Source organism: Kitasatospora sp. NPDC058115, from assembly GCF_042884635.1.
Classification (GTDB): domain Bacteria; phylum Actinomycetota; class Actinomycetes; order Streptomycetales; family Streptomycetaceae; genus Kitasatospora.
The window spans coordinates 1-16380 of sequence record NZ_JBHVTL010000018.1 but is presented as its reverse complement, the minus strand read 5'-3'; the positions used below and the strand labels follow the sequence as shown (position 1 = coordinate 16380).

Sequence of the window (16380 nt, the reverse complement as noted above, 5' to 3'; positions counted from 1 at the left end):
GCCCCCTCGCTCCCGCTCCCCTCCCGCGGAGGACCCGATGGCCGACCAGGCCCCCCACCCCGCCCTCACCACCGACGGCGACACCTTCCTGCGCGGCGGACGTCCGCACCGGATCGTCTCCGCCGCCGTCCACTACTTCCGCATCCGCCCCGAACAGTGGACCGACCGCCTCACCCGGCTGCGCGCCATGGGCGTCAACACCGTCGAGACCTACGTCGCCTGGAACTTCCACCAGCCCACGCCCGACCGGGCCGACTTCACCGGCGACCGCGACCTCGCCGCCTTCGTGCGCGCGGCCGGCGACCTCGGACTCGACGTCATCGTCCGCCCGGGCCCGTACATCTGTGCCGAGTGGGAGTTCGGCGGCCTGCCCGGCTGGCTGCTCGCCGACCCCGCGATGCGGCTGCGCCGCCTGGACCCGCCCTTCCTCGCCGCCGTGGACGCCTGGTTCGACCACCTGGTGCCGGTGCTGCTCCCGCTGCTCTCCTCCCACGGCGGCCCGGTGGTCGCCGTCGCCGTGGAGAACGAGTACGGCAGCTACGGCAACGACACCGCCTACCTCGAACACCTCAGGGACGCCCTGGTCTCCCGGGGCGTCGACGTCCTGCTCTTCACCGCCGACGGCGCCGAGGACGGCTTCCAGCTCGGCGGCCGGGTGCCCGGGCTCCTCACCACCGGGACCTTCGGGTCCCGCCCGGAGGAGTCCCTCGCCTGCCTGCGCCGCCACCAGCCGGTCGGCCCGCTGGTCACCATGGAGTACTGGTGCGGCTGGTTCGACCACTGGGGCACCCCGCACCACGTGCGCGACGCCGCGGACGCCGCCGCCGTGCTCGACGCCCAGCTCGCCGCCGGTGCCTCGGTCAACCTCTACATGGGCCACGGCGGCACCAACTTCGGCTGGTGGAACGGCGCCAACCACGACGGCACCACCTACCAGCCGGACGTCACCAGCTACGACTACGACGCCCCGGTCGGCGAGGCCGGTGAGCTCACCGAGAAGTTCCACCTCTTCCGCGAGGTGATCGAACGCCACCTCGGTCCCAACCCGCACCCGCTGCCGCCGCTGCCCGCCCGCCTCGCCCCCCGCACCGCCCCCGTCACCGCGAGCCGGCCGCTGCTCGGCGCCGGCGGCGCCCTCGCCGAACTCTCCACCGTGCACCACCTCCCCGAGCCCCGCCCGATGGAGGAACTCGGCCAGAACCTCGGCCTCATCCACTACCGCACCCGGCTGCGCGGCCCGCTCGCTCACGGCGACCTGCGGGTGGACGGCCTGGCCGACCGCGCGCAGGTCTTCCTCGACGGCGAGCCCCTCGGCGTCCTCGACCGCGACCACCCCGCGCAGGCCCTGCCGCTGCGGGTCCCCGAGGGCGGCGCCGTGCTGGAGCTGCTCGTCGAGAACCAGGGCCGGATCAACTACGGCCCGCTGCTGCACGACCCCAAGGGCATCACCGGCGGCGTCCGCGTCGACCGGCAGTACCAGTTCGGCTGGGAGGTGCGCCCGCTGCCCCTCGACGACCCGACGGCCCTCGCCCTCGGCGAGCCCTCCACCGCCGACGGGCCCGCCTTCCACCGGGCCGAACTGACCGTCGACGCCCCCGCCGACGGCTTCCTCGCCCTGCCCGGATTCACCAAGGGCATGGTCTGGCTCAACGGCTTCGCGCTCGGCCGCTACTGGGAGATCGGCCCGCAGCGCACCCTCTACGCCCCGGCGCCGCTCTGGCGGGCCGGCGCCAACGAGCTGCTGATCCTCGAACTCCACCGCCCGGGCGACCGCGTCGAACTGGTGGCGGGCCCCGACCTCGGCCCCGTCGTCCCCGAGGAGCGGTACGGCTCCTGACCTCCCGGACCGGCCCGCCCCGCGGGCACGCGCCGCGCCGCGGCCCGTGCCCGTGGGGCCGTCCTGGCCTCCGGGGGCCGGGTGGTAGGTTCCTGTCCACCTCGACAGAGCCTCGAAAGGCCGCCCACCGACAGGGAGTGCCATGCCGATCCCGGCGGACGATCGCCGTGCCCGCATCCTCGACACGGTGCGCGCCCTGGGCACCGTCCGGGTGGTGGACCTCGCCGAGCGGCTGGGCCTGCCCGCCGTCACCGTCCGCCGGGACGTCGCGGCCCTCGCCGACGCCGGCCGGCTCCGCCGTACGCACGGTTCCGTCTCGGCCGGCGGCCCCGGGCCGGGCGGTCCCGCGTCCGGTGCTCCCGGATCCGCCCCCGCCCCCGCCCCCGCGCCGGACCGCCCCGCGGAGGCCGTCACCCTGGGGCTGCTCGTCCCCGCCGTGGTGCAGTACTTCGACGAGGTGATCACCGGCGCGCGCACCGCCGCCGCCGGGGCCGGCGTCCACCTGGTCCTCGGCATCTCCTCCTACGAGGCCAGCGCCGACCGCGTCCAGGTCGACCAACTGCTCGCCTCCGGTGTCCAGGGCCTGCTGCTCGCCCCGAACTGGAGCGCCGCCGACCGCCCGGAGGAACACGCCTGGGTGGCCGAACTCCCCGTCCCCGCCGTCCTGCTGGAGCGCCGCCCGGCCCCCGGAAGCCCCGCCGCCGCCCTCGACGCGGTCGGCTCCGACCACCGGCACGGCGTCCTGCTCGCCCTGCGTCACCTCACCGGCCTCGGCCACCGCAGGGTGGCGCTGGCGGCCCGCACCGACACCTGGACGGCCCACCAGGTCCGCCAGGGCTACGCCGAGGCCTGCCGGACGCTCGACCTGCCCGCCGAGCCCGTCATCGACGTCCTCACCCCGGCCGCCGGGGTCGACGACGTCGCGGCCCGGCTGGCCGGGGCCGTCTCCGGCGGCCTCGGCGCCGCGCTCGTCCACAACGATCAGGACGCCCTGCAACTGCTGCCCCTGCTGCGGGCCAGGGGCGTGCGGGTCCCCGGGGACCTCGCGCTGGTCAGCTACGACGACGTGTTCGCCGCCCTCGGGGCCCCGCCGCTGACCGCCGTGGCCCCGCCCAAGCGCGCCGTCGGCGCCGCCGCGGTGGACCTCCTGGTGCGGCGGCTGGGCGCCGGCGGCGGTGCCCTGCCGGTGCACCACCTGGAGCTGCTGCCGGACCTGACGGTGCGCGAGTCCTCCGGCGGCTGACCGTCCGGGCCCCGGCCCCGCCACCGGTGTCGGCGGCGGGGCCGGGGCCCGGACCGGAGGCGGGGCCGGCGTCAGTGCACCGGCATCGACATGTAGACCGCCCGCCGCCCGTAGGACGCGGGGACCGCCACCTCCCGGTGCGCGCGGTAGCCGATGAGCCGCAGCAGGATGTCCGCCCCGCGCACCGCGACCATCGAGATCCGCTCGAAGCCCAGCTCCTCCGCCCGGGCCCGGAAGTACCGCATGAACCCCAGCGCGACCTCCCGGCCGCGCAGGTCCTCGGCGATCACCAGGTCGTGCACGTGCAGGTTGCCCGACTCGAACGCGGCGTCCTCCGGCCGCCCGAGGTCCGGGCAGCGCAGCGGCGGGTACGGCAGGCTCAGCAGGTAGCCGCGGACCGTGCCGTCCTGCTCCAGCACGAAGCAGGTTTCCGGCGAGCCGAGGGCCCGGGACTGCAGGGCCTCCCGGCCCTCCGACAGGCCGTCGGCCGCGTAGGCGTCGTGCTCCAGCGCGACCACGGCGTCCCAGTCGTCGTCGGTGAGCCGCCGGATCACGAAGTCGTCGCTCACCCGGCCGCCCCGACCACGCCGTCCGCCCCGACCACGCCGTCCGCCGCGGCCGCGTCCGGGCGCAGGCCCTCCGCGCGGGCGGCGGCCACCATCCCCGCCCAGGCCTCCACCAGCACCGCCCAGCGCCGGGCGTCCTCCTGGGCCTCGTCCAGCAGTTGCTCCCGCCGCCCGGCCACCACGTCGGCGAGGTCGGCGTACTTGCCGCCCAGCTTGCGGTAGGAGCGGTCCAGCACGTCCAGGCAGTGCTCGTTCCCGGCCCGGTCCCAGTCGACGCTGCCCCGCACCAGCGCGAGGATCGGCTCGACCTTCAGCCCGTGCCGCTCGTCCAGCAGGTCGCGGCCGAGGTCGATCATCCCGCCGTAGACCGGGTACAGGTACAGCATCGAGAGCAGGAGCTTGACGAACCCCATCTGGTAGGGGATGAAGCCGGCGCCGGTGCGGCGCTCGGGCGTGTAGTAGTTGACGATGTGGCGGTTGTGGACGACGCCCGGCATCCGGGAGTGGACCAGCGCGTGCAGCAGGGCGTAGTCGCAGCCCAGGGTCTCGGTCGAGGGCAGCAGCGGCAGCACCTCGTACGCCCGGTGGTCCAGCGCGACGTTGCACATGAAGACGTCCCAGATGTCCGGCACGCCGAGGACCGAGTGGTCCGCGGTGAACGGCTCGGTGCCGGTGCCCTTGAAGGACACGTCCACCATCGCGTCGCGGTCCTCGTCCGGCCACACCGGCGGGGTCCACAGCCGCACCACCTCGCGGTAGACCTCGGGGTCCAGCTCGCGGATCTCGCCGATGTCCACGTTGAGTTCGCCCATGAACGAGCCGCTGACCAGCATCACCGGCTTGTCCGCGTCGGCCGGGTCCAGCTCGGAGCGGGTCACCCCGGCCGCCGCCTCCCCGGCCGGGCGGCCGATCGACAGCAGCTCGTGGTGGATCGGGAAGACCTTCTCGCCGTCCAGGACCTGGAAGTCGGCATCGTCGTTGCGCAGGTGCACCGAGGTGCAGCCGAGCGCCGCCGCGCCCAGGAACACCCGGTTGACGCAGGACCCGTACGCGACGGCCCGCGGCACCATCATCTCCAGCAGCAGCCCGGGGTCGGCGGCACCGGAGCGCTCCGCCACCCGCCGGAAGAACTCCCGCTGCTGCGCCTCGCCGAGGTGGTGCACGAACACCCCGGCGGTGGGTGCCAGCGAGGCCACGGCATCCGCGTTCTTCGCGAACCCGGCGGCATCGGTGGCATCGGTGGTGTCGAGGACGAGCAGGTGGACCTCGACCCCGAACTTCTCGACGGCGTACGCCGCCTCCTCGGCGAGATCCACGATGGTGCCCGGGCAGGACCGCATGGTGGGCAGGGCGAGGCAGACTCGTTGCATGTGCGGGATTCTCCGTCTGGTCGTCAAATTCGTTACAGCGGTGGCGCCTTCGGAGCCGGTGTGGGGCGGATCTCCGCACCGAAGGCACGACGGCTCGCTCGGCGGCGCCGCACGGCCCGCCCAAAGCCACGGTGGAGTGGTCGAGTTGAGGAGGCCGATGAGTCCCGGGCAGGATCAGCGCCGGGTCACGGGGCTCCGCCGGACTCACCTGGACGACCTCGTTTCACCACCGTGGACTAGACCAACTCCGGTGTCAACGGAGATCGTTCGGCGACCTCCCGGCGCCCCCCGACACTGCCCGAATGGGCACCCGCCCCTGCCCCCCGTACCGATCAGCCGCCCCTGCCCTCCGTGCCGGGCACCCGCGGCGATCGCGCACCGGGCCCCGGCGGCGGGGGTGCATCGTGACAGGCTCGTGCCCCCGGCGGTGTTTGGCTAGGCTGGCGAAGGCCGCGCCGGGAGGTCCTCGGGGCCGGGGCGTGACAGCGGCGCCGGGCCGGTGCACGGCAGGTCGTGCGGGTGCGCGGCCGGCCGGCCGCGCGGGCGCCGGGGCGGCGACCGGATCGGCGACCGGATCGGCGAACCGCCGGGCGTCGGCGCGGGCCGGGATCGGCAGCCGGTGAGCACCGAGTCCGAGAGGCGGCATCCCTTGAGCAGTGGCCAGGTCCCGGTGCTGGGCATCCTCGGCGGCATGGGGCCGAGGGCGACCGCCGACTTCTACCGCCGGCTCGTCGAACGCACCCCGGCGGCCACCGACCAGGAGCACCTGCCGGTGCTGATGTGGGCCGATCCGCGGGTTCCGGACCGGACGGCGGCGCTGCTGGGGGAGGGGCCGTCGCCGGTGCCGGCGATGGTGGCGGGGGCGCGGTGGCTGCGCCGGGCGGGCGCCGGCTGCATCGCGGTGCCGTGCAACACCGCGCACGCCTACCTGGACCAGTTGTCGCGGGCCGTCGGGGTGGAGGTGCTGGACATGGTCGAGGCCGCGATGGCCGCCGCGGTCCGGATGGCGCCGGGGGTGCGGCGGGTGGGGGTTCTCGCGACCCGCGGGACGCGGGCGGCCGGGTTGTACGAGCGGGCCGGTGAGCGGCTCGGCGTGGACGTGGTCCAGGTACCGGCGCCGGTGCAGCGGGAGTGCGTGGACGTGGCGATCCGGGCGGTGAAGGCGGGGACCGGGCTGGCCGAGGCGGAGCAGCGGATCGCCCGGGCCGCCGCCGCGCTCGGGGAGCAGGGTGTGCAGGCGGTGGTGGCCGCGTGCACGGAGATCCCGCTGGTCGGCGGAGCGGCTGCGCGGCTGCTTCCCCTGCTGGACTCGACCGACGCCCTCGTCGACGTGGTCCTGGAGCGGCTGTGGCGCTCCCCGTGCACGGCGTCGCCGGCAGGTGCGAACGCCCGGGGCCGGACGCGGTGGCAGGTCCGGCGCGAGGAGGTGCGGTGCGGCGGCTCCGGGCTGCGCGGATGACGGCGGCCCGCTCCTGCGAGCGGACCGCCGCCGGTTCCGCGGGCGGGTGCCGGTGGGTCAGCCGGTGCTCGGGATGCCCCGCTCCTCCTGCTCCTCCGCCAGGTTGTCCGCGAACTCCGCCCACCAGCGGCTGCAGTACTTCGCCATGTAGGCGATCCGGGCCCGGCTGTGCGGCGGCAGGGACTCGATGAGGCTGTCCCGCTGCGCCTGGCTGATGGCGTGCAGGCTGAGCCAGCGCAGCAGGAAGCGGCCGGTGCTGGTCAGGCGCAGCGAGGGATCGTTCTTCAGGCTGTTGAGGTCCGAGGTGTAGGTCCCCGCGACGGGGTCGGGAGGGAGGGGGGCGAGCGCCTTCATGGCGCGGCCGGGCAGCGCGGGGGGCGCGACCGGGGCGGTGGCGGGGCCGGGCAGGAACCGGGCCGGGACGGGGTCCTCGCCGCGGCTCACGCGTTTGCGCACGTCCCGCACGGTGCCCACGGATATCCCGGCGCGTCGGGCGATCTCCCGCAGGCTCAGACCTGGTTCGGCGTCGATGAGTTCGCCGGCCCGCCGCCGGCCCGCCACGCTGCTCAGCGGCCGCACCCGGCCGTCGCGGCCGATCCTGGCCGCGGCCTCGGTGGACCGGTCGGACCGCGAGCGGGCCCTGATCCGGCCGACCGTGGGTGCGCTCAGGCCGGTCATCCGGGCGATGGCCCGGTCCGACCAGCTCGCGTTGGACTCGACGATGCGGGTGGCGGCGGCCTCCCGGTCGCCGAGGGTGAGCGGCAGTCCGTGGGCCACGTTCAGCTGGACGGCGCGGACGAAGGCCTCGGCATCGGTGCCGTCGAAATACTGGACCTGGACCTCGGTGTCGCCCCGCAGTTCGGCGACCCGGAGCCGGTGCATTCCGTCGATGACGCGCATCGACCCGCGGTGGACCAGGATCGGCGGCAGGACGGTGTCGGATTCGGCGAGCAGTCGTACGTGGTCGGGGTCCTCGCCGTGCAGGCGGGGGGAGTCGGCGGGCTTGAGCCATCCGACCGGGACGGTGTCCACGGTCATCTTCCAGGAACGACGAGCGATCTGTTCGGCACTGTCTCTGGGGGAGGTCGAGCGCTCTTCGCTGGGCAATTTCACCCTCACAGGACGAATGGAAACTGCAAGGACGACTCGGTGGTGCCGCCCATCTGAAATTGAAATACTGGCCGATGGCGAATTCACGCGATATACGGTGGTGCGGCGGAGATTTGCGGCGGTTGATCAGTGTGCGATTAGCCGCTCCGACAGGTGAGCGTATTTCTTCGACTATGGCATGTCAAGGGTGTTACTGGTGGTGCCCGTGGGCCGGGGGGGAAGTCCGGCCGGGGCGGAGCGCCGCGACGGCGGGCAATGGGTGGCCGATATGCGTGCGGCGACTTCCGGGCAAATCGTGCCGAGGTGGCCGGCCGGGCGTTCCTGAGCAGGTCTTTTCAAACGCATGCCACACCGGTGCAACAATTCCGGACTAAAATCCCGGCCGGCCGGTGGCGTGGACCGGCCGGACCCGCGGGGCCGCGGCGGCGGAGTCCTCCTCGTGGAAGGCGCAGGCGTACTTCGTGCTCGGGCCCGTCCTGATCACACCGATCCCCGGGTCGTCGCTGGCCCGGATGTAGCACCCCCCGTAGCCGTCCGAGCCGGTGGCCGAGGGGTCGGTGAGGAACACGCCCCAGTTGAGGTAGACCTCGCGGGTGCCGCCGTCCGGCGCGGGGAACGCCTCGGCGGTGGGCACGACGCGCCGCTGGAGCACGTACGGCCCGCCGACGGCCCGCCGGACCCGGTCCAGCCACGTCGCCGCCGGGACGGTCCAGCCCGGTACGGTGCCGATGCCCCGGTGGGACAGCACCGGTTTGAGGACGAGGTCCGGCTGCTCGGCCCGCGCGTACCGCTCCAGCTCGGCCGTCGAGCCGTCCGGCAGGCGCAGCACCGGCCGCACGAAGTGGGTCCAGGGCAGGAAGCGGTCGAGGCAGTCCCGTTCGGCGGGGGTGCAGAGGGCGCGGTGGCGGTCGTCCGAGAGCAGCGCCAAGGTGCCCTTGTTGCCGTAGAGCTCGGTGTCCATCCGGCTGAGCAGCCGCACGGTGCCGGCGTCGACGGCGCGCAGCAGCGGTTCGAGCAGGGCCGCCTTCTGCGGGGTGCGGATCTCGTCCAGCAGGAAGAACCGCACGACGGCGTCGACCGGGCGGCCCCGCGCCTCCAGCCGGCCCGGGCGGTCGGCCAGCTCCCCGACGTGGCAGGGCACGCACTCGATGCCCACGTCCTCCAGCAGTGACGCGGTGACGTGCAGCCAGAGCTCGTAGTCCGCGAACGTCTCCGGCCACTCGGCCAGCGCCACCACCGGAGTGCGGTGCGGGCCGCCGCAGGCGGCGCGCACGGTCGCGGCGAAGTGCTGCAGCGTGTCGACGTAGCCGAGCCCGTGCTCGGCGGTGAAGCGGGCCAGCGCCGGATGGCCGAGCATGGCGCGGTTGAGCGTGGCGATCTCCGCGCCGCCCAGGGCGCTGGAGATGTTCATCTCCAGCAGCTTGAAGCCCTCGGCGTCGCGGTAGACGTCGCTGCGGGCCAGGCGGAGCGGGGGCGGGCCGTCCGCGGCGCGGGAGGCCAGCCGCGCCTGGACCTCCGTCAGGCCGACGGCCTCGGCGAGGGCGCCCGGGTCGCCCCCGAACAGCCGGTCCGGCAGCTCGGTGAGCAGGCGGTGGACGGTCTCGCCGTCCCGCAGCAGCGCGGCCCGCTCGGCGGCGGAGACGAACACCGGCGTCGGCAGGAACTCCCCGGGATAGGTGATCCGGAGCAGCCGGCTCGCCGCCGCGTCCCGGTTGAGCTCCTCGATCCGGACCCCTTCCCGTGCCAGCTGCTCGCGGTAGGCGCGGCCGAGTCCGGAGCGCGCGGGCGAGGCGTGCCGGTGCGCGGTCATCCGGCGCCCGGGCCCTCCGTCAGGCGCGGCCGCGGCGCGGCCGGCGGAGCCGTCCCGAGGGCCTGGACCAGCAGGCCGACCGTCGGCGCCTCGATCACGGTCCGCACGGTGACGTCCAGGCCGAACACGTTCCGGATCCGGTTGACCAGGCGCAGCGCGTCGATGGACCTGCCGCCGTGCACGAAGAAGCTCTGCTCGTCGTCGACGACGTCCAGTTCGAGGATCTCGCGCCAGATCGCGCGGAGGAGTTCGGGCGTGGGGGTGGGGTGGGCCGGACTCATGGGATCTGGTCTCCGTCAGCAGAACTCTAGGAAGAACATGTCGCGGTACCCGTGCGCCGCCGGTGAGGCCGCCGTCACCGGGGAGGTGGAGTGCAGGCAGGTGCGGTCGTCGAGGAAGATGTAGTCGCCGGGGTCGGTGAGGGTGCGGGTGAAGACCGGCGTTCCGGCGTTGTCGTGGAGCGTGCTGGAGCCGCCGGCGACGTTCTCCCGGGCGACCAGCATCATGACGATGTGGCCGACGCCGTCCCGGTGCATCCCCTCCGGGGTCGGATTGCCGGCCTGCGCCCCGGTCGCGGTGATGCGGTGCTGGTGGATGTTCACCCGGCCCACGGGCGCCGGCGACCCGGCCGTCCGCGCGGTGCCGGCGATCTGCCGCGTGAAGCGGGCCAGCAGCCGGTGCAGCACGGACGTGCCGAGCAGGGCCGGGTCGACCGGTTCGAAGCGCCGGACGACGCCGCCGTTGAGGTGGTTGATCTCCCTGCTCTGCAGGAACCCGTCCTGGCCGAGCGGACGGACCGCACCACTGCCGAATTCATAGGAAACAGCGGAGTACTTCCGGCGCCGATACGTTCCGCCGTCCCCCATGTGCGTGTCCAGCGGGAGATCGTCCCAGAATCGGCTGAACCTTTCCCAGTCGTCGTCGCGGCTCCACTGCGGATCGTCGCGGACATTGCCGGACGAATAAATTGGAATGCTCACTGTTCCCAGGCTCACGACGGGGCGGGACGCTGTCAAGCGTGTACCGCGGTGCCGGCCGGCGGCGCCCCGGGAGAAGTGTGCAACTGTCAGATGTTCTCAGTCGCACGACCCCCGCCGGATCCCGGCCGGCCTTGACGGATGCTCCGGCCTGGCCGTTACTGGCTTCTGGCCGATGCGCCCCCGCGGCCATTGCGTCCGGTCCGTCCCGGCATTTCCGGCCAGGCCCGATTCGGGTTCCGATCCCGGTCGGGAACTCTCGACGTGACACCCGAAGGAGCGACATGGCCATGGGCGACGGCCCGGATCCCACGACGACCGGGAACACGGTCCCGCTGACCGAGGAACTCGCCGCCGGGCTGACCGGGCTGAGCCGCGCGCACGGCGTGCCGCCGGAGCTGACGCTGGCCGCCGCGTTCGCGGTCCTGGCGGTCCGCCACGGGGGCGGGCGGGAGCGGACGGTGAGCGCGGCCGCGGGACAGCCGGCCCGGACCCGGGAGCTCCGCTGCGAGCTGACCGACGACCCGCCGTTCACCGACCTGCTGGCGCGGCTGCGCCGGCAGGCGCCGGTCGGGGCCCCGCAGCCGCCGGCCGGGACGCGGACCGAGCTGCGCTCCTGCACCGGGGCGCCGGACGACCCGGCCCGGGACCTCGTCCTGACGGTCGTACGGACGCCGGACGGCCTGCGCACCGGCATCGACCGACGGCCCCCGGACGACCGGCCCGCCCCCGCCGGGCGCTCGGCGCGGGCGGAGGACTGGACGGCGCGGTGGCACACCCTGCTCGCCGCCGTCGTCGCCGGACCGGACACCCGGGTGGGGCGGTTCGCCGTCCTGCCGCCGGCCGAACGGGCCCTGCTGCTCGGCGACCGCTCCCGGACCGCGACCTCGGAGGTCCCCGCCGACGCGCTGGTGCACCGGTGGGTGGAGTCCTGGGCGGAGCGGACCCCGCACGCCGCCGCCGTGACCAGGGGCGGGACCACGCTCGGCTACGCGGAGCTGAACGCCGCCGCCAACCGGCTTGCCCACTGGCTGGGCGAGCGGCGGGTCGGGCCGGAGACCGCGGTGGCGCTCCACGGCGGATCCAGCATCGCCATGCTCACCGCCATGCTGGCGGTGCTCAAGGCCGGCGCGTACTACGTGCCGCTGGACGCCGCCGCACCGCCCGCGCGCACCGCCGAGATCCTGGCCGACTGCGCACCCCGGCTGGTGCTCACCGAGGGCGGGCCGGCGGACGGCCTCGCGGAACTGCCCGGCGGCTGGGAGGTGCACGACCTGGCGGCCCTCGACCTCGCGGACCGGCCCGCCGACAACCCCGGCACCGCCGTGCACGGGGAGAACCTGGCCTACCTGATGCACACCTCGGGCTCCACCGGCCGCCCGAAGGGCGTGGCCATGCCGCACCGCGCGCTGGTCAGGATCACCGACTGGTACGCGACCGAGACCGGGATCGCGCCCGGCGCGCACGTGCTGCAGTTCAGCGCGCTCGGCTTCGACGCCTCGTTCTGCGAGATCTTCGGCGGCTGGCACGCCGGCGCCCGGGTGGTCCTGCTGCCCGACGAACGGGTGCGGCGTGACCCGGAGGCCCTGCTCGACCTGCTGGAGTCCGAGCGGATCGACCACCTGGAGGCCCCCTACTCCGGCCTGCTGAACATCGCGCACTGGGCGGTGCGCCAGGACCGGCCCCGGGAGTACCGGCTGCGCACCGTCGTCACCGGCGGCGAACAGCTGGTGATGGCACCGGACCTGGTGGGCTGGCTCTCCCGGCTGCCCGGCTGCGCGCTGCGCAACGGCTACGGCCCGTCGGAGACCAGCGTGGCCACCACCCACTGGCAGCGCGGGAACCCGGCCGACTGGCCGCAGCTGCCACCCATCGGACGCCCGATCACCGACGCCCTCGTCTACCTCCTCGACGAGGCGCTGCAGCCGGCCCCGACCGGCGTGGCCGGCGAGCTCTACGTCGGCGGCGACATCGTCGCCCGCGGCTACGCCGGCCGCCCCGGCCCGACCGCCGAGCGGTTTGTCGCCGATCCGTTCAGGGCGGTGCCCGGCAGCCGGATGTACCGCACCGGCGACCTGGCCCGCCACCGCCCGGACGGGGTGCTGGAGTTCCTGGGCCGGGCCGACCACCAGGTGAAGATCCGCGGGCACCGGGTCGAGCTCGGCGAGGTCGAGGCGAAGCTGCTGGAGCACCCGTGGCTCGCCGAGGCCGCGGTCACCCCGCAGGAGGACGCCACCGGCCGGATCCTGGTCGGCTACGTCGTGGCCCGGGACCCCGCCCGGCCGCCGACGGAGCGCGCCCTGCGCGAGCACGCCGCCCGGCTGCTGCCCGAGCCCATGGTGCCCGCGCGGTTCGTGCTGCTGCCCGCGCTGCCGCTCACCCCGACCGGCAAGCTCGACCGGGCCGCGCTCGGCGCGCCCGAGCCGGCTCCGCCCGCGGACGGGCCGGCGGCCCCCTCGCCGGCCGAACCGCCGTCACCGACGGCCGCCAGGCTGCTCGGCATCTGGCAGGAGATCCTCGCGGTGCCCGGGATCGGGCTCGCCGACGACTTCTTCGAGCTCGGCGGCCACTCGCTGCTGGCCACCCGGGTGATCGCCAAGGTCCGCACCGAGCTGGGGAAGCGGGTCCTGATCGGCGACATCTTCGAGTGCCCGACGGTCGAGCTGCTGGCGGCCAGGATCGACGGCACGGCCGGCCGGACGACGCCGGGGAGGCCGGCATGAGCAAGCCCGTCGTGGTCGTCGTCGAGCCCTACTCCTCCGGCAACATGTACGCACCCGCGCTGCGCCGGGCCGGCTTCTCGACCTGCGCCGTCACGCTGCGCTCCGCCGCCCCGCTGGCCGCCTCGTTCCGGGCCGCGGACTTCGACCACCACCTGGAGTACGGCGCCGACGACTCCGTCCCGATCACCCGGCAGCTGCTCGACCCGGTGCTGGAGCGGCTGCGCGACCTCGCGCCGGTCGCGGTCCTGCCCGGTGAGCAGCACGGCGTGCGGCTCGCCGACCGCCTGGCCGCCGAGCTCACCCCGGACCGTGCGAACCTGCCCGGGCTCGCGGCCGCCCGCTGGCACAAGGGGGAGATGTACGCCGCGGTGGCCGCCGCCGGACTGCCGGTCGTCGAGGGCCTGTGCACCCGGGACCCGGACCAGGTGGCGCAGTGGCTGCGCGCCAAGGGCCTGGTCGGGCGCGACCTCGTGGTCAAGCCCGCCAACGCCTCCGGCACCGACGGCGTGACCCGGCACCCGGGCGGCGCCGGCTGGCGGGAGGCCGTCACCGACCTCGCCGGCTCGGTCAGCCGGCACGGGATCCGGCTCACCGACGTGATCGTGCAGGAGCACGTCACCGGCGTCGAGTACGCGGTGGACACCTTCAGCCACGACGGCGTGCACACCGTGACCGACATCGTCCGCTACCGCAAGCGGACCACCGGCGGCCGGATGGCGGTCTACGAGAGCATGGAGTTCGTGCCGTTCGACGCACCCGGCCACGCCGAACTGGTGCGCTACACCCGGCAGGTGCTCGACGCCCTCGGCGTGCGCTTCGGCGTCGCCCACACCGAGGTCATGCTCACCGACCGGGGGCCGCTGCTGATGGAGGTCAACGCCCGGCCGCCGGGCGGGGCGCAGCCGTGGGCCTGCCAGCTGGCGACCGGCGACAACCTCATCGACCGCACCGTGCGCCACCTGGCCGGGGAGGCGCGGGTGCGCCCCGACTACGACCTGGAGATGACCGTGCTGGTGGTCTTCTTCGCGGTCGCCTCGGCCGGGCGGATCAGCGGGATCGACGGCCTGAACGCCATCACCGGGCTGCCGTCCTGCTACCACCTCAGGATCAACGTCGCGGACGGGGACGAGGTGCCCGAGACCCTGGACCTGATGGACGCGCACAAACTCGGCGTGGCGGTGCTCGGCCACCCCGATCCGGCCCAGGTCCGGGCCGACCACCTGGAGGTGCGGCGGATCGCGTCGCGGGTCGGGCGGCCGGGGGGATTCACGGTCGCCCCGGTCCCGGTGGAGCGGTGACCGCCGACGGGCCGTTCTCCGCCCACGAGCGGCTGCCCGACTACCTGGAGGCGCTGCGGGACCCGGACCGGATCCCGCTGCTCGGGACGGCGGCCGACCGGCTGGGCGAGCTCCGTGACCTGTCCCCGGGCCGGCCCGCCGGGGCGCCCCCGGCACCGGCCGGCGGGGTGCTGGTCCTGGTGCCGCCCGGCTCCGCCGCCGCGCCGGTGGGCGCGGCACTCGCGGCGCGGGTCGGCGGCGCCTTCGTGGCGGGCCCGCCCGGCGCGGTGTCCGCGGTCGCCGGCGCGCCCGAGCACGTCGTCCTGGCCGCTCTCGCCGACGAGTTGTCGCTGGAACTCGTGCTGGAGACCCTCGACGTGACGGCCGCGCTGCGCCGGGCCGGTCGCGGGACGGCGGCCCTCGGCGTGCTGCTCGGCCGGGACCTGGACGAACTGAGCTGGCTGGTCGCCAAGGGGCTCGGCTGCGCCCTGCGGGAGCCGCCCGCCCGCTCGCAGCTGTGCATCGCCCCGTGGGGCGGCCGGGAGCCTGCCGAACCCTCCGGCACCCGCTGGGTGGTGGGCGAGGACGTCCGGGCCGGGGTGGTGGCCCCGCTGCTCGCCGAGCGACACCGTCTGGTGTCGTTCGCCACCGCCGGCCGGGAGCACGCCCTCGTCCTGCGGGACACCGTGGTCTGCGGAGCCGGTACCGGCCCGGCCGGGCCGGTACCGCCCGCCGGCGCCCCCGGCTGCGCGTTCTCGGGGCAGTGCTTCCGCGCGGGGGTCTCCGCGAACGACGTCATCCCGGCCCGGGGGATCCGCGCCGACGCCGTCCTCGCCAACAGCTGCATGGCCTGGCGGCCCGGACACGGTCTGGTGGCCGCCGACTACCAGCTGACCAACGCGTTCCTCGGCGGGATCGCCGCGGCCTTCATCGGGGCCGTGCACCAGATGGTCCCCGACGTCCGGCTCAACCGGCTGGCCCACCGGGCCGCCGCGGCCGGGGCCACCGTGGGTCAGCTGGGCGTCCTGCTGAACCGGCAGGCCGCCGGACGGGAGGTGCCGCACCACCTGCTGCTCGGCCTCCCGTGGGTGGCACCGTTCCCGGAGGCCGGGCCGGTCGGGCTGGACCGGCTCCTCCCGCTGCTCGCCGAGCCGGAGCAGGACGGCGGGGACGGCGGGGACGGCGTCCGGGCCCGGCTGCGGCAGGCCGGCCGGGCGGTCCGCGGGCTGCGCGACCTGCCGCTGACCGGGTTCCTGCCGGCCGCCGGGGTGGACGAGCTCGACGCCCGGCTCGGCGCGGTGGTGGCCGGGTTCCGGCGGGGCACGGCCTCCGGAGCGGAGGGCGCCGCCGACGGCGCCCCGGTCGAGGAGCTGCTGGCGCTGGTGGCGGACGCGGAGTTCGACGTGGCGCTGGACCTGTTCGACTTCGCGCAGGTCAGCGAGTCGCCGCCGAACGAGGTCTGGGAGGACATCCTGGAGACCACGGCCGAACCCGGCGGCGGGCCGTGCCCGTACTGCGGCGGGCCGACGGCCGTGGTGACCGGCCGTCACCCGGCCCACCCCCGGATCGAGCGCGAGGTGCTGGCCTGCCACCGCTGCGGTCCGGTGCTCGACCTGCCGGCCGGCTCACCGATCCGGATGATCACGATCGACTGCCCGGCGGTCTGGCCGCGCCCGGGCACGGTGGACGTCGAGCTGGTGATCACCACCGCGCCGGGTGCGGAGATCCGCACGGCGGCGGCGCTGGTGCAGGCCGCCAGGGCCGGTGCTCACGGCCTGACCGGCCCCGAGCCGCAGCGGCTCCGGCTCCGGCCGGGGGGTCCGACCCGGCTCCGGGCCGGGATCGAGGTCGCGGAGCACGCGTTCGCCCACCACGAGCACATGCTCCGGGGGTTCGTCGTGGCCGACGGCCAGGTGCACTGCGCGGCGCGGCCGGTGGCGGTCCGTCCGCGGGAGTGAGGCGCGCCCGACGCGATGGGGCCGTACCCGCCGGTCGGCGGGTACGGCCC

General features: G+C 75.2%; 12 protein-coding genes. 6 read left to right on the top strand and 6 right to left on the bottom strand.

Going from position 1 to position 16380, the window contains the following annotated elements:
* Positions 1-37: 37 nt before the first annotated feature.
* Entirely contained in the window at positions 38-1837 is a 1800-nt protein-coding gene (locus ACFVVL_RS20055; protein ID WP_380289046.1) for a beta-galactosidase family protein, read from the top strand.
* 142 nt (positions 1838-1979) lie between these two features.
* On the top strand, positions 1980-3080 hold the full coding sequence (locus ACFVVL_RS20050; protein WP_387676983.1) for a substrate-binding domain-containing protein: 1101 nt from the start codon (positions 1980-1982) through the stop codon (positions 3078-3080).
* A 71-nt stretch (positions 3081-3151) separates the two neighbouring features.
* Here ACFVVL_RS20050 and ACFVVL_RS20045 read toward each other — a convergent pair whose 3' ends face one another.
* Both ACFVVL_RS20045 and ACFVVL_RS20040 read right to left on the bottom strand, forming a co-directional pair.
* Positions 3152-3649, bottom strand: coding sequence for a GNAT family N-acetyltransferase (locus tag ACFVVL_RS20045; protein ID WP_387676980.1), 498 nt, complete (start codon positions 3647-3649; stop codon positions 3152-3154).
* Positions 3646-5016, bottom strand: coding sequence for a DUF6271 family protein (locus ACFVVL_RS20040; protein ID WP_387676977.1), 1371 nt, complete (start codon positions 5014-5016; stop codon positions 3646-3648). The genes ACFVVL_RS20045 and ACFVVL_RS20040 overlap by 4 nt, the downstream gene beginning before the upstream one ends.
* Positions 5017-5665: 649 nt before the next feature.
* Between ACFVVL_RS20040 and ACFVVL_RS20035 the strand changes: the two genes are divergently transcribed.
* Positions 5666-6475 (top strand): aspartate/glutamate racemase family protein, encoded by an 810-nt coding sequence (locus ACFVVL_RS20035; RefSeq protein WP_380296946.1) that lies wholly within the window; start codon positions 5666-5668, stop codon positions 6473-6475.
* 57 nt (positions 6476-6532) lie between these two features.
* Here the strand turns inward: ACFVVL_RS20035 and ACFVVL_RS20030 are convergent, their stop codons facing one another.
* From ACFVVL_RS20030 to ACFVVL_RS20015, 4 genes are all read right to left on the bottom strand, one after another.
* The gene (locus ACFVVL_RS20030) at positions 6533-7513 is read right to left on the bottom strand and encodes a ParB/RepB/Spo0J family partition protein (protein ID WP_387676974.1); all 981 of its coding nucleotides are present in this window, start codon (positions 7511-7513) and stop codon (positions 6533-6535) included.
* Positions 7514-7955: 442 nt separating this feature from the next.
* On the bottom strand, positions 7956-9395 hold the full coding sequence (locus ACFVVL_RS20025; RefSeq protein WP_387676971.1) for a hypothetical protein: 1440 nt from the start codon (positions 9393-9395) through the stop codon (positions 7956-7958).
* Positions 9392-9676, bottom strand: coding sequence for an acyl carrier protein (locus ACFVVL_RS20020; protein ID WP_387676969.1), 285 nt, complete (start codon positions 9674-9676; stop codon positions 9392-9394). Before ACFVVL_RS20020 ends, ACFVVL_RS20025 begins: the two co-directional genes overlap by 4 nt.
* A 15-nt stretch (positions 9677-9691) precedes the next feature.
* Positions 9692-10390, bottom strand: coding sequence for a 2OG-Fe dioxygenase family protein (locus tag ACFVVL_RS20015; RefSeq protein ID WP_387676966.1), 699 nt, complete (start codon positions 10388-10390; stop codon positions 9692-9694).
* A 266-nt stretch (positions 10391-10656) separates the two neighbouring features.
* On the opposite strand from ACFVVL_RS20015, the gene ACFVVL_RS20010 reads away from it, so the two are divergent.
* From ACFVVL_RS20010 to ACFVVL_RS20000, 3 genes are read left to right on the top strand one after another with little or no spacing between them, the layout of a single operon-like run.
* Positions 10657-13095, top strand: coding sequence for an amino acid adenylation domain-containing protein (locus ACFVVL_RS20010; protein WP_387676963.1), 2439 nt, complete (start codon positions 10657-10659; stop codon positions 13093-13095).
* Positions 13092-14393: an ATP-grasp domain-containing protein gene (locus ACFVVL_RS20005; RefSeq protein ID WP_380296938.1), complete on the top strand. Its 1302-nt coding sequence runs from the start codon at positions 13092-13094 to the stop codon at positions 14391-14393. Before ACFVVL_RS20010 ends, ACFVVL_RS20005 begins: the two co-directional genes overlap by 4 nt.
* Positions 14390-16330, top strand: a complete 1941-nt coding sequence (locus tag ACFVVL_RS20000) for a hypothetical protein (protein ID WP_387676960.1) — start codon at positions 14390-14392, stop codon at positions 16328-16330. Before ACFVVL_RS20005 ends, ACFVVL_RS20000 begins: the two co-directional genes overlap by 4 nt.
* The last annotated feature ends 50 nt before the right edge of the window (positions 16331-16380 follow it).